The sequence below is a fragment of the Aquipseudomonas alcaligenes NBRC 14159 genome (assembly GCF_000467105.1).
GTDB classification, from domain to species: domain Bacteria; phylum Pseudomonadota; class Gammaproteobacteria; order Pseudomonadales; family Pseudomonadaceae; genus Aquipseudomonas; species Aquipseudomonas alcaligenes.
The window spans coordinates 31,631-52,273 of record NZ_BATI01000002.1 but is presented as its reverse complement, the minus strand read 5'-3'; the positions used below and the strand labels follow the sequence as shown (position 1 = coordinate 52,273).

Annotated in this window: 19 protein-coding genes; 13 read left to right on the top strand and 6 right to left on the bottom strand. The window is 66.9% G+C overall.

The features are described 5' to 3' along the window. Positions 1 to 16: 16 nt before the first annotated feature. Entirely contained in the window at positions 17 to 1,639 is a 1,623-nt protein-coding gene (locus PA6_RS24710; RefSeq protein ID WP_021698907.1) for a methyl-accepting chemotaxis protein, read from the bottom strand. Positions 1,640 to 1,875: 236 nt separating this feature from the next. Between PA6_RS24710 and PA6_RS00580 the strand changes: the two genes are divergently transcribed. The 3 genes from PA6_RS00580 (at position 1,876) to PA6_RS00570 (ending at position 4,822) form a co-directional block, all read left to right on the top strand. Further along, the gene (locus tag PA6_RS00580) at positions 1,876 to 3,555 is read left to right on the top strand and encodes an ABC transporter substrate-binding protein (RefSeq protein WP_021698906.1); all 1,680 of its coding nucleotides are present in this window, start codon (positions 1,876 to 1,878) and stop codon (positions 3,553 to 3,555) included. Then, positions 3,542 to 4,252 carry a substrate-binding periplasmic protein gene (locus PA6_RS22355; protein ID WP_052520091.1) on the top strand — a complete coding sequence of 237 codons (711 nt, stop codon included), beginning with the start codon at positions 3,542 to 3,544 and terminating at the stop codon, positions 4,250 to 4,252. Before PA6_RS00580 ends, PA6_RS22355 begins: the two co-directional genes overlap by 14 nt. A gap of 99 nt (positions 4,253 to 4,351) precedes the next feature. Beyond that, complete coding sequence (locus tag PA6_RS00570; RefSeq protein WP_021698904.1) at positions 4,352 to 4,822, top strand: OsmC family protein; 471 nt, start codon at positions 4,352 to 4,354, stop codon at positions 4,820 to 4,822. A 42-nt stretch (positions 4,823 to 4,864) separates the two neighbouring features. On the opposite strand, the gene PA6_RS00565 is transcribed toward PA6_RS00570, so the two are convergent. Further along, positions 4,865 to 7,042, bottom strand: coding sequence for a malate synthase G (locus tag PA6_RS00565; RefSeq protein ID WP_021698903.1), 2,178 nt, complete (start codon positions 7,040 to 7,042; stop codon positions 4,865 to 4,867). A 204-nt stretch (positions 7,043 to 7,246) separates the two neighbouring features. Between PA6_RS00565 and PA6_RS00560 the strand changes: the two genes are divergently transcribed. Next, on the top strand, positions 7,247 to 7,696 hold the full coding sequence (locus PA6_RS00560; protein ID WP_021698902.1) for a GNAT family N-acetyltransferase: 450 nt from the start codon (positions 7,247 to 7,249) through the stop codon (positions 7,694 to 7,696). Positions 7,697 to 7,710: 14 nt separating this feature from the next. Continuing rightward, positions 7,711 to 8,229 (top strand): glycine cleavage system protein R, encoded by a 519-nt coding sequence (locus PA6_RS00555; RefSeq protein ID WP_021698901.1) that lies wholly within the window; start codon positions 7,711 to 7,713, stop codon positions 8,227 to 8,229. A 700-nt stretch (positions 8,230 to 8,929) separates the two neighbouring features. Here the strand turns inward: PA6_RS00555 and rarD are convergent. From rarD to PA6_RS00535, 4 genes are all read right to left on the bottom strand, one after another. Then, entirely contained in the window at positions 8,930 to 9,826 is an 897-nt protein-coding gene (rarD, locus tag PA6_RS00550; RefSeq protein WP_021698900.1) for an EamA family transporter RarD, read from the bottom strand. A gap of 129 nt (positions 9,827 to 9,955) precedes the next feature. Next, entirely contained in the window at positions 9,956 to 10,921 is a 966-nt protein-coding gene (locus PA6_RS00545) for a lysozyme inhibitor LprI family protein (RefSeq protein ID WP_021698899.1), read from the bottom strand. 22 nt (positions 10,922 to 10,943) lie between these two features. Then, positions 10,944 to 11,918, bottom strand: coding sequence for a serine/threonine protein kinase (locus PA6_RS00540; RefSeq protein WP_021698898.1), 975 nt, complete (start codon positions 11,916 to 11,918; stop codon positions 10,944 to 10,946). A 34-nt stretch (positions 11,919 to 11,952) separates the two neighbouring features. Then, a complete protein-coding gene (locus PA6_RS00535; RefSeq protein ID WP_021698897.1) occupies positions 11,953 to 12,687 on the bottom strand; it encodes a ComF family protein in 735 nt (244 codons plus the stop codon). 59 nt (positions 12,688 to 12,746) lie between these two features. Here PA6_RS00535 and bioB point away from each other — a divergent pair, with 59 nt between their 5' ends. The 8 genes from bioB to PA6_RS00495 all read left to right on the top strand — a co-directional run bounded on the left by bioB (position 12,747) and on the right by PA6_RS00495 (position 20,506). Next, entirely contained in the window at positions 12,747 to 13,805 is a 1,059-nt protein-coding gene (gene bioB, locus PA6_RS00530) for a biotin synthase BioB (protein WP_021698896.1), read from the top strand. A gap of 131 nt (positions 13,806 to 13,936) precedes the next feature. Beyond that, positions 13,937 to 15,106, top strand: a complete 1,170-nt coding sequence (bioF, locus tag PA6_RS00525) for an 8-amino-7-oxononanoate synthase (RefSeq protein ID WP_021698895.1) — start codon at positions 13,937 to 13,939, stop codon at positions 15,104 to 15,106. Beyond that, positions 15,099 to 15,830, top strand: a complete 732-nt coding sequence (locus tag PA6_RS00520; RefSeq protein ID WP_021698894.1) for an alpha/beta fold hydrolase — start codon at positions 15,099 to 15,101, stop codon at positions 15,828 to 15,830. Before bioF ends, PA6_RS00520 begins: the two co-directional genes overlap by 8 nt. Then, entirely contained in the window at positions 15,823 to 16,611 is a 789-nt protein-coding gene (gene bioC / locus PA6_RS00515) for a malonyl-ACP O-methyltransferase BioC (RefSeq protein ID WP_021698893.1), read from the top strand. The genes PA6_RS00520 and bioC overlap by 8 nt, the downstream gene beginning before the upstream one ends. 36 nt (positions 16,612 to 16,647) lie before the next feature. Then, positions 16,648 to 17,325, top strand: a complete 678-nt coding sequence (gene bioD / locus PA6_RS00510) for a dethiobiotin synthase (RefSeq protein WP_021698892.1) — start codon at positions 16,648 to 16,650, stop codon at positions 17,323 to 17,325. Between the two features lie 95 nt (positions 17,326 to 17,420). Continuing rightward, positions 17,421 to 17,717: a hypothetical protein gene (locus PA6_RS00505; RefSeq protein WP_021698891.1), complete on the top strand. Its 297-nt coding sequence runs from the start codon at positions 17,421 to 17,423 to the stop codon at positions 17,715 to 17,717. Between the two features lie 56 nt (positions 17,718 to 17,773). Then, positions 17,774 to 18,532 carry a putative metalloprotease CJM1_0395 family protein gene (locus tag PA6_RS00500; protein ID WP_021698890.1) on the top strand — a complete coding sequence of 253 codons (759 nt, stop codon included), beginning with the start codon at positions 17,774 to 17,776 and terminating at the stop codon, positions 18,530 to 18,532. 168 nt (positions 18,533 to 18,700) lie between these two features. Next, a complete protein-coding gene (locus PA6_RS00495) occupies positions 18,701 to 20,506 on the top strand; it encodes a phenylacyl-CoA dehydrogenase (RefSeq protein ID WP_021698889.1) in 1,806 nt (601 codons plus the stop codon). Positions 20,507 to 20,643 lie beyond the last annotated feature (137 nt).

Here is a 20,643-nt window from a genome sequence, read left to right as displayed (position 1 = left end):
GATGCTCCGTAGAAGGTTAAACGCGGAATTGGGCCGTCGCCGCGCGCAGGTGGTCTCCTGTGCTGACCAGCTGCTCGCCGAGGCGTGCGGTGGCTTCGGCCCCATGGGCGGTTGCTTGGGCGTCCTGCTGCAACACTTGGGTGTCTTGCTGTATGGAACTGGAAAGACCGATCTGCTCCTGGGTGAGCTGGGCGATACCGGCGTTCAGTTGGTCGATCTGGCCCACCGCCACGGCGATGGACTCGAGCATGCGGGTGGCTTCCACCGAGCGCTCGATGCTGTGCTGGGCCTTGTCGCCGTTGGCGGTCATCACGTTGAGCACGCCGTTGGCGCTGTTCTGCAGGCGCTGGATGATCTGTTGAATCTCGGCGGTGGAGGCGGCGGTCTTCTGCGCCAGGTTGCGCACCTCGTCGGCGACCACGGCGAAGCCGCGGCCCTGCTCACCGGCGCGGGCGGCCTCGATGGCGGCGTTGAGGGCGAGCAGATTGGTCTGCTCGGCAATGCTGCGGATCACCGTGAGCACCGAACCGACCTGCTGGGTCTCTTCCTCCAGCTGCTGCATGGCCTGCACGGCGCCGAGCACGCTGCTGCCCAGGTCGCTGATGCTGGTCGACAGGCTGCCGATGCTGGCGCGTGCGGTGTCGGCCTGGCGCGAGGCGGCGCCGGCACCTTCCGAGGCCTGCTGCGAGCGCTGCGCCACTTCCTGGATGCTGCTGGTCATGGTCTGGATGTCGCGGCCGATGGAGTCGGTGTGGCCCTGCTGCGAGCGGGAGTTCTCTTTCGATTCCTGGGTCAGTCGGTACAGCTCCTGCGACATGCCGCCGAGCGGGCCAGCGGCTTCGATGATCTGGCGGATGGTGCCCTGCAGCTTGTCGAGGAAGCCGTTGAACAGCTGGATCATCTCGCCGGTCTCGTCGCGCGAGTCGACGTTGACCCGGCGGGTCAGGTCGCCGTCGCCGCGGGCGATGGCCTGCAGCGACTCGATCACGCCATGCACGTTGCCCATGATGCCGCGGATGATCAGCAGGGCACCGAGGCCGACCAGGGTCACCAGCACGGCGCTGAGGATGTAGCCGGTGCGGGTGGTGGTGGCGTTGTCGGTGCGTGCCTGGCCGAGGGTGCTCTGGAAGTCCTCGTAGGCGTTGGCGCGGAAGGTCGAGCCGAGCTTCTGCGCGGCTTCCAGGTCGCTGGCCATACGGTCCAGGCTGGGGCGCAGGTCGTCGAAGCCGGCGCTGCCCTTGATCAGTTGCTCGGAGGCGGACAGCGCATTGTCGGCATAGCGGGCGATGGCCTGGCGCCAATCGTCCAGTTCGCCGGCGCGCGCCTGATTGGCGCGGGTCAGTGGCTGCAGGGCCTGTTGCAGGTCGGCAATGTCGGCCAGCACCTTGCGTGCCTCATCCAGAGTCGCCAGCTCGCCGGCGGCTACGGCGCTGTTGAGCATGCCGGGCAGGCGGGAGAACTGGAAGTTCACCGCGTCGGCCTTCTCCAGCGTGGGGAAGCTGTTGTTCTCCAGGGTGTCCAGGCGCGCATCGTTGGCCGCCAGCTGCACCGAGGTATAGATCACGAACAGCAGCAGGCCGAGCAGGGCAACGGCGGGCAGTAGCGACAACTTCAGTGTCAACGACAGATTTTTCAGCATGGCAGGTACCCAAGTGGGGGCGGGAATTGTACAGAAAGACGGATAGTGGCTAAAGGCTATTCTTCGGTCATCCCGTGACCATGGGTCTTTTACTTGTCCACAAACATCTTTTCGGCCGCCCCTCTACTTTCTATAGCTGCAAAATGTCGTTCGCGCCTGTAGCCAAAGGTCGCGGGCCGCTGGCGGTAGGTCCGTGCGCTCGCCTAGACTCATGACACAACAATAAGGAGTCACCGATGCGCGCTGCGATATTGCTCGGTCTGATGCTGAGCGCGGCCACGCACGCTGCCGATCCGCTGCAGGAGGCCATGGCCGAGCTGCAGCCCAGTTCCCTGGCCGTTGCCGAACAGCGCGCCGAGCTGGCCTGGTTCGCCGAGGCCGGTAAGCCGTTTGCCGGCACCCAAGTCCGAGTCATCTCCGAGCGCATTCCCACCCACTGGTACGAGGCCAACGTGCTGGCGCCGCTGTTCAGCCGCCTCACCGGCATCCGCGTGATTCATGAGGTGAGCGGCGAGGATGACGTGGTCAACAAGCTGCGCACCCAGCAGGAGACCGGCCTGCCGCTGTATGACGCCTATGTCAGCGACAGCGACCTGATCGGCCAGCACTTTCGCGATGGTCAGGTGCTGGTGCTGTCCGACTTCATGGCCGGCGAAGGCGCCACGGTGACTTCGCCGACCCTCGATCTGGCCGACTTCATCGGCCTGCCCTTCGTCACCGCGCCCGACAACAAGCTGTACCAGTTGCCCGACCAGCAGTTCGTCAACCTTTACTGGTACCGCCGCGACTGGTTCGAGCGCCCCGATCTGCGCAAGGCCTTCCGCCAGCGTTATGGCTACGAGCTGGACGTGCCGCAGAACTGGAGCGCCTACGAGGACATCGCCGCCTTCTTCACCGAGCAGGTCGGTGAAATCGATGGCCAGCGCGTCTACGGCCACATGGACTACGGCGCCTTCGATCCGTCGATCGGCTGGCGCCTGTCGGATGCCTGGCTGGGCATGGCCGGGGTCGCTGACCCGGGGCTGCCCAACGGCCTGCCGGTGGACGACTGGGGCATCCGCGTCGAATCCTGCCGGCCGGCGGGGGCCAGCGTTGCCCGTGGCGGCGCCTTGGACAGCCCGGCAGCGATCTATGCACTGCAGCAGTACATCGACTGGCTGCAGCGTTACGCCCCGCCCGAGGCGCAGACGATGAGCTTCAACCAGGCGGGTAACGTGGCCGCCCAGGGCCACGTCGCCCAGCAGATCTTCTGGTACAGCGCCTTTACCGCCGACTACACCCTGCCGGGCAGCCCCGTGGTAGATGCCGACGGCAAGCCCAAGTGGCGGGTCGCACCTTCACCGCGCGGCGCCTACTGGCAGGACGGCATGAAGTCCGGCTATCAGGACGTCGGTGCCTGGACCCTGCTTAAGAGCACACCGCTGCGCCAGCGTCAGGCGGCGTGGCTGTATGCCCAGTTCGTCACCGCCAAGAGCGTGTCGCTGCGCAAGACCCTGGTCGGGCTGACGCCGATTCGCCGCTCCGATCTGGATTCGCCGGCCCTGCTGGCCGAGGCGCCGCGCCTCGGTGGCCTGGTCGAGTTCTACCGCAGCCGCGCGGCGCGGCGCTGGACGCCCACGGGGTCCAATGTGCCGGACTACAGCGGCATGGCCAGCCTGTGGTGGCGTCAGCTGCACCCGGCGGTGGCCGGGCGGATCAGCGCCGCCGAGGCGCTGGGCAACCTGGCGCGGACTTTCGATCGCCATCTTCAGGATGTCGGCCAGCGCCAGCAGCATGACTGCGCGCCGCGCCTTAACCCGGTGCGGGACGCCCGCCACTGGCTGGAACAGCCGGGAGCGCCCTGGCCGCGGCTGGACAACGAGCGCCCGGCCGGGCGCACCCTGCCTTATGAGGAGGCCCTGCGTGCGTGGGATTAGCCTGCTGTTGCTGGTCCTGCTCAGCGGGCCGCTGGCCGCCGCCGAGCTGCAGCTGTTCGCCTGGGAGCGTGCGCCGCTGGTGCAGCAGCGCCCGGATGGCGGCGCCGCCGGCCTGGTGCCGGAGATGGCCGACGAGCTGTTTCGCCGTGCCGGCCTCGCCTACCGTCTGAGCTTCCTGCCCCTGCAGCGTGCCTTGCATCAGGTGCAGCAGCAGGAGCGCAGCTGCGTCCTGCTGGTGGAGCGCCAGCAGGAGCGCGAACCGCTGTTCGCCTGGGTCGGCCCGCTGCTGGTCTCACGCCTGGGCTTGTATGCCAAGGCCGACGATGACCTGCAGCTGGGCAGCCTGGAACAGGCGCGCGGGCTGCGCATCCTCAGCCACCAGGGCTCCGGCGCCGGCGAATACCTGCAGACGCTGGGCCTCGAAGTGATCTACTCGAACAAGGAGTCGCTCAACCTGAGCATGTTGCAGCGCAGCCGCGCGCGCTTGTGGGCTACCAGCTCGGCGGTGGTTGCCTCGCTCTCGGCCAGTCCGGCGCCGCGCGAGGTGCTGCCCTTCCTCACCCTGATGGAGGACATCGCCTGCCACCCGCGCATGGACCCGGGCGAGCTGCGGCGCCTGCAGGACAGCCTGCGGCAGATGTACCGCGAGGGCTGGGTGCAGGCGCTGCATCGCAAGCATGGCCTGGAGTTACGGTAAGACTGCCGGCCCAGGTCGACTCTGTTAGCCATATTGCAGGCGCTCGGCTCGCTCAGCTGGGGGCCGCACAGTGTGTCTGGGCCGTTCATGGAGGTATCGATGACGCTTTACCACTCACAGGTTCATTGGTGCAGGGGCGCTCAGTCCTTCCTCGACAACCAGTACAGTCGCGGTCATGTCTGGCGGTTCGACGGTGGTGTCGAGGTGCCGGCGTCTTCCTCGCCGCACGTTGTGCCGTTGCCCTGCTCGCTGGTGGCGGCAGTCGACCCGGAGGAGGCCTTTGTCGCCTCGTTATCCAGCTGCCACATGCTCTGGTTCCTGGCGCTGGCGGCCAAGGCTGGGTGGCTGGTGGACGATTACCTCGACCGCGCCGAAGGGGTGATGGCCCGCAATGGTCAGGGGAAACTGGCCATGACCCTGGTCACCCTGCGCCCCGAGGTACGCATGGGCGGAGCGCGCTGCCCGACCCCCGAGCAGTTTGCCCAGCTGCACCATGCGGCTCATGACGCCTGCTTCATCGCCAACTCGGTGAACAGCGAGGTGCGTTGCGAACCCGTGCTGCTGGCATAAAAAAACCGCCCCGGAGGGCGGTTCTTTCACTGCTGCGGCGAATTACAGACCGTTGGCGGCCTTGAACTCGCGGCGGCGGCGGTGCAGGACCGGCTCGGTGTAGCCGTTCGGCTGCTTGGTGCCTTCGACCACCAGCTCCAGGGCGGCCTGGAAGGCGATGTTGCTGTCGAAGTTCGGCGCCAGCGGGCGGTACAGCGGGTCGTTGGCGTTCTGGCGGTCAACCACCGGGGCCATGCGCTTGAGGCTCTCGACGATCTGCGCTTCGGTGACGATACCGTGGCGCAGCCAGTTGGCCAGCAGCTGGCTGGAGATGCGCAGGGTGGCGCGGTCTTCCATCAGGCCGACATCGTTGATGTCCGGCACCTTGGAGCAGCCGACGCCCTGGTCGATCCAGCGCACCACGTAGCCGAGGATGCCCTGCGAGTTGTTGTCCAGTTCGTTCTGGATTTCCTCGGCCGACCAGTTGGTGTTCGGTGCCAGCGGGATGGTCAGGATGTCGTCGATGGACGCCGGAGTGCGCTTGGCCAGCTCGGCCTGGCGGGCGAACACGTCGACCTTGTGGTAGTGCATCGCGTGCAGGGTGGCGGCGGTCGGCGACGGCACCCAGGCGGTGTTGGCGCCAGCCATCGGGTGGACGATCTTCTGCTCGAGCATGCCGGCCATCAGGTCGGGCATGGCCCACATGCCCTTGCCGATCTGGGCGCGGCCCTGCAGGCCGGTGGCCAGGCCGATGTCGACGTTGTTGTTCTCGTAGGCACCGATCCACTTCTCGCTCTTCATGGCGGCCTTGCGCACCATGGCGCCGGCCTCCATGGAGGTGTGGATTTCGTCACCGGTACGGTCGAGGAAGCCGGTGTTGATGAATACCACGCGCTCGCTGGCGGCCTTGATGCAGGCCTTGAGGTTGACGGTGGTGCGGCGCTCTTCGTCCATGATGCCGACTTTCAGGGTGTTGCGCGGCAGGCCGAGGACGTCCTCTACGCGGGAGAAGATCTCGGCAGCGAAGGCGACTTCTTCCGGGCCGTGCATCTTCGGCTTGACGATGTACACCGAGCCGGTGCGGCTGTTCTTGCGGCTGGTGTTGCCATTCAGGTTGTGGATGGCAATCAGGCTGGTGAACAGGCCGTCCTGGATGCCTTCCGGAATCTCGTTGCCGGCGGCGTCGAGGATGGCCGGGTTGGTCATCAGGTGGCCGACGTTGCGCACGAACAGCAGGCTGCGGCCGTGCAGGGTCAGCTCGGAACCGTCGGCCTTGGTGTAGACGCGGTCCGGGTTCATGGTGCGGGTGAAGGTGGTGCCGCCCTTGCTGACTTCTTCAGCCAGGTCGCCTTTCATCAGGCCCAGCCAGTTGCGGTAGACCACGACCTTGTCGTCGGCATCGACGGCGGCCACGGAGTCTTCGCAGTCCATGATGGTGGTCAGCGCGGACTCCATCAGTACGTCCTTCACGCCGGCCGCATCGGTCTGGCCGATCGGGCTGGTCGGGTCGATCTGGATTTCGAAGTGCAGGCCGTTGTGCTTGAGCAGCACGGCCTTCGGCTTGGCGGCATCGCCCTGGAAGGCGACGAACTGGGCGGCGTTCTTCAGGCCGACTTCGCTGCCGTTCTTCAGGGTTACGGCCAGCTGGCCGTTCTTCACCACGTAGGCGGTGGCGTCGACGTGGGACGCGCCTTCCAGCGGGGCGGCTTCGTCGAGGAAGGCGCGTGCGAAGGCGATTACCTTGTCACCGCGGACCTTGTTGTAGCCCTTGCCCTTCTCGGCGCCGTTCTCTTCGCTGATCACGTCGGTGCCGTAGAGGGCATCGTACAGCGAGCCCCAGCGGGCGTTGGAGGCGTTCAGGGCGAAGCGCGCGTTCATCACCGGCACTACCAGCTGCGGGCCGGCCAGGCGGGCGATTTCCTCGTCGACGTTCTGCGTGGTGGCCTGGAAGTCGGCCGGTTCCGGCAGCAGGTAGCCGATTTCCTGGAGGAAGGCTTTGTACGCGGCGGCGTCATGCGCCTGGCCTTTGCGGGCCTGGTGCCAGGCGTCGATCTGGGCTTGCAGTTCGTCGCGTTTGGCCAGCAGGGCGCGGTTCTTCGGAGCCAGCTCGTTGATCACGGCTTCGGCGCCGGCCCAGAACTTGTCGGCAGCGATGCCGGTGCCGGGGATGGCTTCGTTGTTGATGAAGTCGTAAAGGGCCTTGGCGACCTGCAGACCACCTACTTGAACGCGCTCAGTCATTGCTTGCCTCACTTGATGCAGAACAGGGCCGGAAGGCCATGTAGTAAGAGTCGGCGGATACTACATGACTCGTCGGGAAAAATCAGTCACAAACTGTGCTCGCCTGTCGCTCCGTGCGGCGTACCGGCAGCCCGGCCGGGGCCTTGCCGGACGGGGCTCCACGCCTGTGCCTATACTGCGTGCTTTGCCGATCCCGGAGGCAGTATGCCGATCAGCCGTGCCCAACCCGCCGATCTCCCAGAACTGGCCGAGCTGTTCGCCGGCTATCTGGACTTCTACCAGGTGCCCCGCCCGCTGCCCGAGGTCACGGCCTTCCTCGTCGCACGCCTTGAGCGCGGCGACTCGGTGCTGTTCATCGCCCGCGACCAGGCCGGTCAGGCGCTGGACTTCGTCCAGCTGTATCCCTTTTTCGCCTCGCTGCACATGGCGCCGGCTTTCCTCCTCAGCGACCTCTATGTCAGCCCGACTGGACGTCGCCAGGGCCTGGCCGAGCAGCTGATGAACGCCGCCCGTGGCCATGCCGAGGCCAGCGGCGCCTGCGGCCTGCAGCTGGAGACGGCGAAGGACAATGTCGCCGGCCAGGCGCTCTACGAAAAGCTTGGCTATGTGCGCGATGAGGTGTTTTATACCTACTGGCTCGGCCTCAGACCCTGAACAAGGAGTTGCTCGTGGATCATCTGGTACTCACCGTCATCGCCCCCGACCAGCCTGGCCTGGTCGAACGTATCGCCCAGTGCATCGCCGCGCATGGCGGCAACTGGCTGGAGAGCCGCATGTCGCGCATGGCCGGACAGTTCGCCGGCATCCTCAAGGTGGCGGTGCCCGCCGAGGGTTACGACGAGCTGGTCGAAGGCCTGCAGGCCCTCAACAGCCAGGGCATCCGCGTGCTGGTGGCGGAGAGCGGCATCGAGCCGGTCTGCACCTGGAAGCCGATCCACCTCGACCTGGTGGGTAACGATCGCCCCGGTATCGTCCGCGACATCACCCGCCTGCTCGCCGAGCACGGCGTCAACCTGGAGAGCCTGACCACCGAGGTGGCGCCGGCGCCGATGAGCAGCGAGCCGCTGTTCCATGCCACGGCGCTGCTGGCCGTGCCGCTGGACCTGTCGCTGGACCAGCTGCAGGACAAGCTGGAGACCCTTGCCGACGACCTGATGGTGGAGCTGAACCTGCGCAGCGACGAGTGATCCCCAGAATGCGTGGGTGAAGCTGTGGATAGTCTGGGGAGCCCCGGCGCACTGCCTAGTGCCCCGGGGCTTTTTCATGCCTGGTTAAAAAATCCGCAGCTTCAGGGGCTTGTGCACAAATAGCGGGGATGGCTCTGTGGGCGGCGTGGGGATAAGTCCGTTCGCCCCACGTATGACGGGGCCTGCGGCCTGCTGCACGATTTTCAACCAGTGTCGCCTGCCGGTGGATATCCCCGGAAGCTGTGGATGAAGTTGTGGGCAGGCTGGGGGATGGCCGCTGCGCGCCAGGGCTGCCGCGGGCTTCCGCGAATCGCTCAGAAAACCAGCAATATCAAGCGCTTGTGCACAAAGGCTGGGGATGAAGCTGTGGATAGCCGGCGGACTTATCGCTGTGCGCCAGGCGGGGCGCGGCGTTGCGCCATCTGGGTGTTTCCTGATCAGCCGGCCGGCCGGCGCGTCGCGGTGGATAAGGTCGGGTCGCAGGCTGGGAAGCTTATCCCCGGGAATCGGGGAAAGAGCTGTGGACAGTCTGCGGACTCCTTGCTGCAGCCCATGCCTGGCGTGGGCTGCAGCGGTTCGCTCAGGAATCGCACAGGCGCGCCGGGTTTGTGCACAGAGCCTGGGGATGGTCCTGTGGAAAAGCTCGGGAGCAACCACGCCAGCCCCCGGCCGGCGTGACTTCGCCCGGGCTGGTCGTTTTCTAGGCGACCTGTCCGCGGCGGCGCAGGCCCATCCAGATATCCAGGCTGTAGATGAACAGCGCCGCCCAGATGCACACGAAGGACAGCAGCTTGCTGGACTCCAGCGTCTCGCCGAACAGCAGCACCGCCTGCAGCAGCACCAGAGTCGGCGCCAGGTACTGCAGGAAGCCCAGGGTGGTGTAGGGCAGGTGGCGCGCCGCGGCGTTGAAGCACAGCAGCGGCACCAGGGTGATGGGGCCGGCGGCGATCAGCCAGAGCGCCTCGCTGCTGCTCCAGAAGCCGGCCTGGGTACTGGCCGCGGCCGGGTGCAGCCACAGCCAGCCGAGCGCCAGCGGCAGCAGCAGCCAGGTTTCCACCACCAGGCCGGGCAGGGCGGCCACCGGTGCCTGCTTGCGGATCAGGCCGTAGAAGCCGAAGGTCAGCGCCAGCACCAGCGACACCCAGGGCAGGCTGCCGACCTGCCATAGCTGCTGCAGCACGCCGAGGGTGGCCAGCCCCACCGCCACCCATTGCAGGCGGCGCAGGCGCTCGCCTAGCAGCAGCATGCCGAGCAGCACGTTGATCAGCGGGTTGATGTAGTAGCCCAGGCTGGCCTCGAGCATGCGCCCGTTGTTCACCGCCCAGACATACACCAGCCAGTTGCTGGCGATCAGCAGGCCACTGGCGGTGAGCACCGCCAGGCGCCTGGGGTTGTCACGCAGTTCGCGCCACCAGCCAGGGTGTTTCCACAGCGCCAGCAGCAGGGCGCCGAACAGCGCCGACCAGATCGCCCGGTGGGCGATGATCTCCAGTGCCGGCACGGCCTGGATGGCCTTGAAGTACAGCGGGAACAGGCCCCAGATCAGATAGGCGGCGATGCCGAGGGCGTAGCCGCGGCTGGGGTTGGCGGAAGGCATGCGGGTCCTTGATGAATAGGTGGCTAACTAAAGACCGCTGATTCTAGTGCGGGTGGCCAGGGGTTGTCTGGGTGATCAGCTTTCTCCACAGGCACGGCGAAGCAACCCGGCGTAACGCGAGCTTTACGCCTACTGCGGAACGGGTACCTGCTTGCTGCTCAGTATCTGCCAGGCGCCCTCGCGCCACTCCTCGATGTCCACCTGCATGCCGCCCTCGCCGGCTTCGATGGTCGCGTCTTCGGTCATGCGCCAGACTTCCCGTGGCACATTACCCTCCACCCGATAGCGGCTGGTGCGGTGCCAGCAGCAGCCGCTCTTGGCGAAGGTTTCCAGCCGCTGTGCCGACGTGTCGACGCTGAAGAAACCGAGGGTGGAGGCGATCATTTCGCTCATGGCGCGTGCGTAGCGGAAGGCCTGCTGGTGCTGATCGTAGACAAACACGTCGTAGCTGGGCCCGCCGTAGGAGCCGCGGTTGCCGTTCTGTACTGCAAAGTCCTCGGCGCCGTCGAAATTGAAGTCGCCGACGTTGATCACGCCCTGGTACTCGTACAGCTGCGCCGAGTTCACCAACGGTTCGCCGCTGTCGCTGCGCGAGAGAAACACGCCCGGCAGGCCGATGATCTGCAATGGCTTGCCTGCTGCCTTGTGCAGAACCGTGAGACTGCCGCTGCCCTCGCAGGTCTGCTCGCGGCAGGGCTCGTCCAGCGTGAGGAGAAAGTCATAGCGCAGCGAGGCCCGGTCGAGGCGCAGGGGCTCGGCAGTGGGGGCTGTGGTCAGCGGGTAGGGCAGGCTCGCCAGGTCGTCCAGGCGCCCGCCGTAGCGCTGCTCGGTGCAGCGTTCGGTGGCGTCTTGGGCGGCGCAGGCCTGGCGCGTCTGGCGCAACCAGTCGCGCTGCTCATGCAGCAGGCTGTCGTCGCCCTCGGCGCTGAAGCTGCGTGCGCGCTGGAAGGTCGCAGCCAGACGCTCATCGAGTTCGGACAGCGCGGCGTTGCCGCAGATGGCCAGCTCGACGGGGTGTTCGGCGCGGCTGCAGTCGAAACTGGCGGCCTGCAGCAGGCTCGGCAGCAGACACAGGGGGAGCAGTACAAGACGCATGGACAGATCCTTGTCAGGTGTTTCAGAACAGGCGCAACGGTTCCTCGTCCAGCGCCGCCAGCTGCTCGCGCAGCGCCAGGATCTGGTCGCCCCAGTAGCGCTCGTTGGCGAACCAGGGAAACGCCAGGGGGAAGGCCGGGTCGTCCCAGCGCCGGGCGATCCAGGCGCTGTGGTGCATCAGGCGCAGGGCACGCAGGCCCTCGATCAGCGGCAGCTCGCGGGCCTCGAAGTCGTGGAACTCGTTGTAGCCGTCGACCAGTTCGGACAGCTGGCCCAGGCGCTCCTGGCGGTCGCCGGCGAGCATCATCCACAGGTCCTGCACGGCCGGGCCCATGCGGCAGTCGTCGAGGTCGACGACATGGAAGGCGTCGTCGCGGTGCAGCAGGTTGCCGGGGTGGCAGTCGCCGTGCAGACGAATCGGCGTGTAGCGCACGCGGGCGAACAGTTCGTCCAGGCGCTTGAGCAGGTCGCGCGCCACCGATTCGTAGGCCGGCAGCAGGCTGCGCGGCACGAAGCCGCCTGCCAGCAGGGTATCGAGGGAGGCATGGCCGAAACCCGCCACCGTGAGTGTCTCGCGGTGCTCGAACGGGCGGCTGGCACCCACCGCGTGCAGGCGGCCGAGCAGTTGGCCGAGGCTGTAAAGCTGGTCCAGGTTGCCCGGCTCCGGGGCGCGGCCGCCGCGCCGGGGGAACAGGGCAAAGCGGAAGCCGGCGTGTTCGAATAGGCTTTCGCCGTCGCGCTGCAGGGGCGCCACCACCGGCACCTCGCATCCGGCCAGCTCATGGCTGAAGGCGTGCTCCTCGCGGATCGCCGCATCGCTCCAGCGGTCCGGGCGGTAGAACTTGGCGATCAGCGGCTGGTCGTCCTCGATGCCCACCTGGTAGACGCGGTTCTCGTAGCTGTTCAGCGCCAGCACCCGGGCGTCGCTGAGGTAGCCGAGGCTCTCCACGGCGTCGAGGACCAGGTCGGGGGTGAGGGTGGCGAAGGGGTGGCTCATGGCGGGCTCCAGTCAGGGCGACCAGTGTAGCCATTCAATCGCCTGGTTTGGGCGTGCGCGCCAGGCAATAGACATCGATGCGCCGGGCGCCAGCCCTGAGCAGCAGGCGGGCCAGGGCTTCGGCGGTAGCGCCGGTGGTCAGCACATCATCGACCAGCGCCAGATGCAGCCCGGTTACGGCGGCCCGCTCCGACAGGGCAAAGGCCTGGCGCAGATTGCGTTTGCGCGCGGCGGCGTCCAGTTCCTGCTGGTGCGCGCCCTCCCGCGGGCGCAGTAGCCAGTCGCTGTGCACCGGCAGCTGCAGATCGGTGCCCAGCCAGCGGGCGAGCATTTCGCTCTGATTGAAGCCGCGCTGGCGCAGGCGCCTGCGCCCTAGCGGCACCGCCAGAAGGCAGTCGGGGCGCGGCAGCCCTTCGGCGAAGGCGTGCTGCAGATGATGTGACAGCAGGTCGCCCAGCAGACGTCCCAAAGGCCACTGCGCCTGATGCTTGAAGCGGGTGATCAGGCTGTCGACCGGGAAATCGTAGCACCACGGCACTTCGACCCGGGCGAAGGCCGGCGGTCGTTTGAGGCAGGCGCCGCAGGTCAGCCCCGTGCCGGGCAGTGGCAGCGCACAGATCGCGCAGTGCCCGCCGAGCCAAGGCAGTTCGGCCTCGCAGGCGCTGCACAGCGGTTGCGCGGTGTCTGCCGGGTCATTGCACAGCAGGCAGGTTTGTTTGTTTTTTGTCCAGATGTAAACCTGGTCGTCCGCGAATGGTTGACAGCGCATGGTCCTTCCCTTGACGATGCCTCGGCCGTGTTGCACAGCCTAGAACAAGGAATCACCCCATGAGCGCCAGCGTCGCCACCGCCACCCGTCACGATTGGTCCCTCGCCGAGGTCAAGGCGCTGTTCGAGCAGCCGTTCAACGACCTGCTGTTCCAGGCGCAGACCGTGCACCGCATGCACTTCGATCCGAACCGCGTGCAGGTTTCCACCCTGCTGTCGATCAAGACCGGCGCCTGTCCCGAGGACTGCAAGTACTGCCCGCAGTCCGGCCACTACAACACCGGCCTGGACAAGCAAAAGCTGATGGAGGTTCAGAAGGTGCTGGAGGCGGCCGCCGAGGCCAAGGCCATCGGCTCCACCCGCTTCTGCATGGGCGCGGCGTGGAAGCACCCGTCGGCCAAGGACATGCCCTACGTGCTGAAAATGGTCGAAGGCGTCAAGGCACTGGGCCTGGAGACCTGCATGACCCTGGGCAAGCTCGACCAGGAGCAGACCCGCGCGCTGGCCGCCGCCGGCCTCGACTACTACAACCACAACCTGGACACCTCGCCGGAGTTCTACGGCAACATCATCACTACCCGCACCTACTCCGAGCGCCTGCAGACCCTGGCCTACGTGCGCGAGGCGGGGATGAAGATCTGCTCCGGCGGCATCCTCGGCATGGGCGAGTCGCTGGACGACCGCGCCGGCCTGCTGATTCAGCTGGCCAATCTGCCCGAGCATCCGGAGTCGGTGCCGATCAATATGCTGGTCAAGGTCGAGGGCACGCCGCTGGCTGGCGAGAAGGACGTCGATCCGTTCGACTTCATTCGCATGCTCGCCGTGGCGCGGATCATGATGCCGAAGTCGCACGTACGCCTCTCTGCCGGTCGCGAGGCGATGAACGAGCAGATGCAGGCCCTGGCCTTTATGGCCGGCGCTAATTCGATCTTCTACGGCGAGAAGCTGCTGACCACGGCCAACCCGCAGGCCGACAAGGACATGCAACTGTTCGCGCGTCTCGGCATCAAGCCCGAGGAGCGCGAGGAGCATGCCGACGAAGTGCATCAGGCCGCCATCGAGCAGGCTCTGGCCGAGCAGCGCGACTCCAAGCTGTTCTACGACGCCGCGTCGGCCTGAATACCCTTCTCCCTCCGGGAGAAGGTGGCGCGCAGCGCCGGATGAGGGGCTGTCCCTCAGCCTGCGCGGCCCGCACCTCCCCCTCTCCCGGCGGGAGAGGGGTGTCCGTAGCCCAGCTCGCGAACTTCGCCATGACATTCGATCTCGCCGCCCGTTTAGCCGAGCGCCACGCCGCCCACCTCTACCGCCAGCGTCCGCTGCTGGAGAGTCCGCAGGGGCCCGAGGTGGTGGTCGACGGCCGCCCGCTGCTGGCCTTCTGTTCCAACGACTACCTGGGCCTGGCCAGTCACCCCGAGGTGATTGCGGCGCTGCGCGCTGGCGCGGAACAATGGGGTGTGGGCGGCGGAGCGTCGCACCTGGTGATCGGCCACAGCTCGCCTCACCACGAACTGGAAGAAGCCCTGGCCGCGTTTACCGGCCGCCCGCGCGTGCTGCTGTTCTCCACCGGCTATATGGCCAATCTGGCTGCCGTCACCGCGCTGGTCGGGCAGGGCGATACGGTGCTGGAGGACCGCCTCAACCACGCCTCGCTGCTGGATGCCGGCCTTCTATCCGGCGCGCGCTTTTCGCGCTACCTGCACAACGATGCGGTCAGCCTGAGCAAGCGCCTGGAGCGTACGCAAGGCAACACCCTGGTGGTCACCGATGGCGTGTTCAGCATGGACGGCGACCTGGCCGACCTGCCGGCGCTGTGCGCCGAAGCCCGCAGCAAGGGTGCCTGGGTGATGGTCGATGACGCTCATGGCTTCGGCCCGCTGGGCGCCACCGGCGGCGGCATCGTCGAGCATTTCGGCCTGCGGATCGAGGACGTGCCGGTGCTGGTCGGCACCCTGGGCAAGGGCTTCGGCACCGCCGGCGCCTTCGTCGCCGGCAGCGAGGAGCTGGTCGAGACGCTGATCCAGTTCGCCCGCCCCTACATCTACACCACCAGCCAGCCTCCGGCCGTGGCCTGCGCCACGCTGAAGAGCCTCGAACTGCTGCGCACGGAAGGCTGGCGCCGCGAACATCTCAACCGGCTGATTGCCCGCTTCCGCGCCGGCGCCTCCGAGATCGGCCTGAGCCTGATGGCCAGCCCGACGCCGATCCAGCCGATCCTGGTCGGCGACAGCGAGCGGGCGCTCAAACTCTCCGCGTTGCTCAAGGCGCGTGGCCTGCTGGTCGGCGCCATCCGCCCGCCGACCGTGCCGGCCGGCAGCGCACGCCTGCGCGTGACCTTGTCCGCCGCCCACAGCGAGGCGCAGCTGGAGCGCTTGCTGGGCGCATTGGCCGAGTGCTGGCCATTGGTGAACCAGGATGCGTGATCATCTGATCCTGCTACCGGGCTGGGGCCTGGGTAGCCTGCCGCTGGAAGTGCTGGCCGAGGCTCTGCGCGGGCTCGACCCGGCACTCAGGGTGGATATCGAGCCGCTGCCCGAGCTGAGTTCTGGCGAGCCGCGCGACTGGCTGCTGGAGCTGGACGAGCGCTTGCCGCCACACACCTGGCTGGGCGGCTGGTCGCTCGGCGGCATGCTCGCCAGTGAGCTGGCAGCTCTGCGCGGCGAGCGCTGCCGCGGCCTGCTGACCCTGGCCAGCAACCCCTGTTTCGTCGCCGGGGCAGACTGGCCGTATGGCATGGACGAGGCCACTTTCGACGCCTTCGTCGCCGGCTGCCGTGACCATCCGGCGGCCACGCTCAAGCGCTTCAGCCTGCTCTGCACCCAGGGTTCGAGCGAGGCGCGCGGCCTGGCCCGTCAGCTGCAGGCCGCAGCGCCGCACCTGGCCCCCGAGGTGCTGCTGGCCGGCCTGGAAGTGCTCGGCAACTTCGACGGGCGCAGCGCCCTGCAGCGCTTCGCCGGGCCACAGCTGCACCTGCTGGCTGGTGCCGACGCGCTGGTGCCGGCCGAGGTGGCCGGCGAGCTGCTGTCACTGCAGCCGGATATCGAGGTGGGGCTGATCGAGGAGGTCAGCCACGCCTTCCCGCTGGAGCGCCCGCACGAGGTGGCCGCCGCCATTCATGCCTTTATCACCGAGGCCGGCGATGTCTGATGCTGCACTGCCGGACAAGCGCCGGGTGGCCGAATCCTTTTCCCGGGCGGCGGCGAGTTACGACAGCGTTGCCGAATTGCAGCGCGCGGTCGGCGGTGAACTGCTGCAACGCCTGCCGCCATTGCTGCCGACCCGCTGGCTGGACCTGGGCAGTGGCACCGGGCATTTCACCCGGCGCCTGGCCGAGCGTTACCCACAGGCCGAAGGTGTGGCCCTGGACCTGGCCGAGGGCATGCTGCGCCACGCCCGGCCGCAGGGTGGGGCGGGCCATTTCATCGCTGGCGATGCCGAGCGTCTGCCGCTGCGTGATGGCAGCCTCGACCTGATGTTCTCCAGCCTGGCCGTGCAATGGTGTGGCGATTTCGCCGCCGTGCTCGGCGAAGCGCGCCGCGTGCTGCGGCCAGGTGGCGTGCTGGCGTTCAGCAGCCTGTGCGTTGGTACCCTGCAGGAGCTGCGCGACAGTTGGCAGGCGGTGGATGGGTTCGTCCACGTCAATCGCTTCCGCCGCTTCGAGGGCTACCAGGCACTGTGTGCCGCCAGTGGGCTGCAGGTGCTGACGCTGGAGCGCCAGGCCCGGGTCCTGCATTTTCCTGACCTGCGCGCGCTGACCCATGAACTCAAGGCCCTGGGCGCGCACAACCTCAATCCGGGGCGTCCCGACGGCCTCACCGGGCGTGCGCGCATTCGCGCCCTGGTCGAGGCCTACGAACATTTCCGTCAGGCGGCTGGCCTGCCGGCCACCTATCAGGTGGTCTACGGCGTGCTGCGGCGGCCTGATTAAGGGCCCAGCGCCCCACGATTTCCAGGAGTGACATCCATGGCCAAAGCCTTCTTCGTCACCGGCACGGACACCGAGATCGGCAAGACCACCATCGCCGCGGGCCTGCTGCACGCCGCCCGCCTGGCCGGGCTTAGCACGGCGGCGGCCAAGCCGGTGGCCTCCGGCTGCGAGCAGACGGCCGCGGGGCTGCGCAACGACGACGCGCTGGCCCTGCTCGGGCAGTGCTCGCTGGCGCTGGACTATGCCGAGGTCAATCCCTTCGCCTTCGCACCCGCCATCGCGCCGCACCTGGCTGCGCGCGAGGCGGCTGTCGAGTTGAGCGTGGCGCGCTTGCGCCCGGCGGTACAGCAGGTGCTGGCGCGTGGCGCCGATTTCACCCTGGTCGAGGGCGCTGGTGGCTGGCGTGTGCCGCTGGCCGGGCGCGAGACCCTGGCCGACCTGGCCGTGGCGCTGGAGTTGCCGGTGATCCTGGTGGTCGGCGTGCGCCTGGGCTGCATCAATCACGCGGTGTTGACCGCCGAGGCCATCGCTCGCGACGGCCTGCATCTGGCGGGCTGGGTGGCCAATATCGTCGATCCACAGACCTCGCGCCTGGAGGAGAACCTGGCGACCCTGGCCGAGCGCCTGCCAGCGTCCTGCCTGGGGCGGGTGCCGCGTCTGGCCGTGGCGACCCCCGCGGCGGTGGCAGCGCACCTGAGTTTGTCGGCGTTATAAGCCGCTGATCGGCCATCGCACTTTGCTTGTACGTTTTTTGAGCATTTTCTGCTTCAATTGCAAGCATGAGTCTGTCCCGTGAGGGAGTCGTAAGCATGGAAATCTCTGGTAACGCTTTCAGTTCGGGTCTCAGCGGCATTCAGGCCGGGCAGCGCCGTGTCGAGCAGGCGGCCAGCGAGATCGCCAGCAATACCCTGCCCACGCAGGCGCCGGCCGAGACACCACCGGCCCAGCAGGTCGAACCGAGCCCGCAGAGCCAGGCCAACACCCAGGCCGACATGGCCGAGAGCCTGGTCGGCCTGATGCAGGGGCGTAACGAAGTGCAGGCCAGCGCGCGGGTGGTGGAAACCGCCGACGAAGTGCTGGGCACGCTGATCGACACCCGCGCCTGACCGGAGCGTCAGCGCCGCAGTAAATAGAGGGCTCGCCCCGCGGCGAGGAGGGTCTGATGCAGATCGGCAGCGCTACGCTCTATGTCGCGCCTCTGCCGTTGTCCCAGGCGGCCCGCCCCGTTTCGTCCAGTCTTTCCCAGCCTGCACCCAGCGCAGAGTCGCTGCCCTCCGGCCAGTCAGTCACCTCTACCGACGATACGGTTCTGCGCGACGAGGCGGCCAGCCCGGCACGCGGCGAGGCGGAAGAGGAAAAGGCATCCCCCCGCGAAGCCCAGCAGCAACGCCAGGAGCAGCTGGAGATTGCCGAGCTGGCCAGTCGTGATCGCGAGGTGCGTGCTCACGAGCAGGCTCATGCGGCGGTCGGCGGCGCCTATGCCGGAGCCCCCACCTACACCTTCACTCGCGGCCCAGATGGCAAGCGCTACGCCATTGGTGGCGAAGTCAGCATCGACAGCAGCCCCATTCCCAATGATCCCGAGGCGACCCTGCGCAAGATGGAGCTGGTGCAGCGCGCCGCCCTGGCGCCCGCCGAGCCCTCCGCCCAGGACCGCCGCGTCGCAGCACAGGCCGCAGCCCAGGCGACTCAGGCACGCGCCGAGCTGGCGCAGTTGCGTCGCGAAGAAGCGACCAGCGCCGCCGAGGAGCGTGCCGCGCTGCGCGAGGAGCGCCTCGCCGCGGAGGAGGAGCGCAAGGCTCGCGAGGAAGATACGGCGGATCAGCAGCGGCAACCCAGCGCGCCACCGCCTAGACTGGACCTGTACCTGCGTCTGGCCCAGCTGCAGGCCCCGGTGCCAACGGTCGATCTGCTGGCCTGAACGGCTCCTGGCGGGTGCTTGACAAGGGTAGGGCGTAAACGTATGTTTCAAACGCCTGTTTGATTGCTGGGCCGGTTCGTGCCTGCCGGGCGTCGGGAGTCATCCCGCACATGACCGATTCGCTCGGTCACCCTAACACTAAGGAATCCACCGTAGAGGTTTACCGCTATGCCTGAGTACAAGGCCCCCTTGCGTGATATCCGCTTCGTTCGCGACGAACTGCTCGGCTACGAAGCGCACTATCAGAGCCTGCCGGCTTGCCAAGATGCTACCCCGGACATGGTCAACGCCATCCTCGAAGAAGGCGCCAAGTTCTGCGAGCAGGTAATCGCTCCGCTGAATCGTGTGGGTGACATCGAGGGCTGCACCTGGACTCCGGAAGGCGTGAAGACCCCGACCGGCTTCAAGGAAGCCTACCAGCAGTTCGTCGAAGGCGGCTGGCCGAGCCTGGCCCATGACGTCGAGCACGGCGGCCAAGGCCTGCCGGAATCCCTGGGTCTGGCCATCAGCGAAATGGTTGGCGAAGCCAACTGGTCCTGGGGCATGTACCCGGGCCTGTCGCACGGCGCCATGAACACCATCTCCGAGCACGGTACCGACGAGCAGAAGCACGTCTACCTGACCAAGCTGGTTTCCGGCGAGTGGACCGGCACCATGTGCCTGACCGAGCCGCACTGCGGTACCGACCTGGGCATGCTGCGCACCAAGGCTGAGCCCCAGGCCGACGGTTCTTACAAGGTTTCCGGCACCAAGATCTTCATCTCCGCCGGTGAGCACGACATGTCGGGCAACATCGTCCACATCGTGCTGGCCCGCCTGCCCGACGCCCCGCAGGGCACCAAGGGTATCTCCCTGTTCATCGTGCCGAAGTTCCTGCCGAACGCCGATGGCTCCGCCGGTCAGCGCAACAGCGTTTCCTGCGGCTCGATCGAGCACAAGATGGGCATCCACGGCAACGCCACCTGCGTGATGAACTTCGACGGTGCCACTGGCTACCTGATCGGCCCGGCCAACAAAGGCCTGAACTGCATGTTCACCTTCATGAACACTGCTCGTCTGGGTACCGCCCTGCAGGGTCTGGCCCACGCCGAAATCGGCTTCCAGGGCGGCCTGAAGTACGCTCGCGAGCGTCTGCAGATGCGTTCCCTGACCGGTCCGAAAGCGCCGGACAAAGCGGCCGACCCGATCATCGTCCACCCGGACGTGCGTCGCATGCTGCTGACCATGAAGGCCTTCGCCGAAGGCAACCGCGCCATGGTCTACTTCGCTGCCAAGCAGGTTGACCTGGTCAAGTACAGCCAGGACGAAGAAGAGAAGAAGGCCGCCGACGAGCTGCTGGCTTTCCTGACTCCGATCGCCAAGGCCTTCATGACCGAAGTCGGCTTCGAAGCGTCCTCCCACGGCATGCAGATCTATGGCGGCCACGGCTTCATCGCCGAGTGGGGCATGGAGCAGAACATGCGCGACTGCCGTATCTCGATGATGTACGAAGGCACCACCGGCGTTCAGGCCCTCGACCTGCTGGGTCGTAAGGTCCTGATGACCCAGGGCGGCGCGCTGAAGAACTTCACCAAGATCGTGCACAAGTTCTGCCAGGCCAACGAAGGCAACGAAGCCATCAAGGGCCTCGTTGCTCCGCTGGCTCAGCTGAACAAGGAGTGGGGCGACATCACCATGAAGATCGGCATGGCTGCGATGAAAGATCGCGAAGAAGTCGGTGCCGCTTCCGTGGACTACCTGATGTACTCCGGCTACGCCTGCCTGGCCTACTTCTGGGCCGACATGGCGCGCCTGGCCGCCGAGAAGCTGGCTGCTGGTACCGACGACGAAGCTTTCTATAAGGCCAAGCTGCAGACCGCGCGCTTCTACTTCCAGCGCATCCTGCCGCGTACTCGTGCCCACGTCGAAGCCATGCTGTCCGGCGCCAACAACCTGATGGAAATGGACGAAGAGCACTTCGCTCTGGGCTACTAAGTCCGGTCCGACCTCAGGTCAGAAAACCGCAGCCTTCGGGCTGCGGTTTTTTTATGGGTCGAGGAAAATGCACGACGGAATGCGAAGGATTTCCGCTGCCCTTTGCGTGCGATGCAGGCAGAATGCCGCATCATCCC

Coding starts and splice junctions, on each gene's coding strand:
- PA6_RS24710 (WP_021698907.1), bottom strand. CDS start 1,639: ATGCTGAAAAATCTGTCGTTGACACTGAAGTTGTCGCTACTGCCCGCC.
- PA6_RS00580 (WP_021698906.1), top strand. CDS start 1,876: ATGCGCGCTGCGATATTGCTCGGTCTGATGCTGAGCGCGGCCACGCAC.
- PA6_RS00570 (WP_021698904.1), top strand. CDS start 4,352: ATGACGCTTTACCACTCACAGGTTCATTGGTGCAGGGGCGCTCAGTCC.
- PA6_RS00565 (WP_021698903.1), bottom strand. CDS start 7,042: ATGACTGAGCGCGTTCAAGTAGGTGGTCTGCAGGTCGCCAAGGCCCTT.
- PA6_RS00560 (WP_021698902.1), top strand. CDS start 7,247: ATGCCGATCAGCCGTGCCCAACCCGCCGATCTCCCAGAACTGGCCGAG.
- rarD (WP_021698900.1), bottom strand. CDS start 9,826: ATGCCTTCCGCCAACCCCAGCCGCGGCTACGCCCTCGGCATCGCCGCC.
- PA6_RS00545 (WP_021698899.1), bottom strand. CDS start 10,921: ATGCGTCTTGTACTGCTCCCCCTGTGTCTGCTGCCGAGCCTGCTGCAG.
- PA6_RS00540 (WP_021698898.1), bottom strand. CDS start 11,918: ATGAGCCACCCCTTCGCCACCCTCACCCCCGACCTGGTCCTCGACGCC.
- PA6_RS00535 (WP_021698897.1), bottom strand. CDS start 12,687: ATGCGCTGTCAACCATTCGCGGACGACCAGGTTTACATCTGGACAAAA.
- bioB (WP_021698896.1), top strand. CDS start 12,747: ATGAGCGCCAGCGTCGCCACCGCCACCCGTCACGATTGGTCCCTCGCC.
- bioF (WP_021698895.1), top strand. CDS start 13,937: ATGACATTCGATCTCGCCGCCCGTTTAGCCGAGCGCCACGCCGCCCAC.
- PA6_RS00520 (WP_021698894.1), top strand. CDS start 15,099: ATGCGTGATCATCTGATCCTGCTACCGGGCTGGGGCCTGGGTAGCCTG.
- bioC (WP_021698893.1), top strand. CDS start 15,823: ATGTCTGATGCTGCACTGCCGGACAAGCGCCGGGTGGCCGAATCCTTT.
- bioD (WP_021698892.1), top strand. CDS start 16,648: ATGGCCAAAGCCTTCTTCGTCACCGGCACGGACACCGAGATCGGCAAG.
- PA6_RS00505 (WP_021698891.1), top strand. CDS start 17,421: ATGGAAATCTCTGGTAACGCTTTCAGTTCGGGTCTCAGCGGCATTCAG.
- PA6_RS00500 (WP_021698890.1), top strand. CDS start 17,774: ATGCAGATCGGCAGCGCTACGCTCTATGTCGCGCCTCTGCCGTTGTCC.
- PA6_RS00495 (WP_021698889.1), top strand. CDS start 18,701: ATGCCTGAGTACAAGGCCCCCTTGCGTGATATCCGCTTCGTTCGCGAC.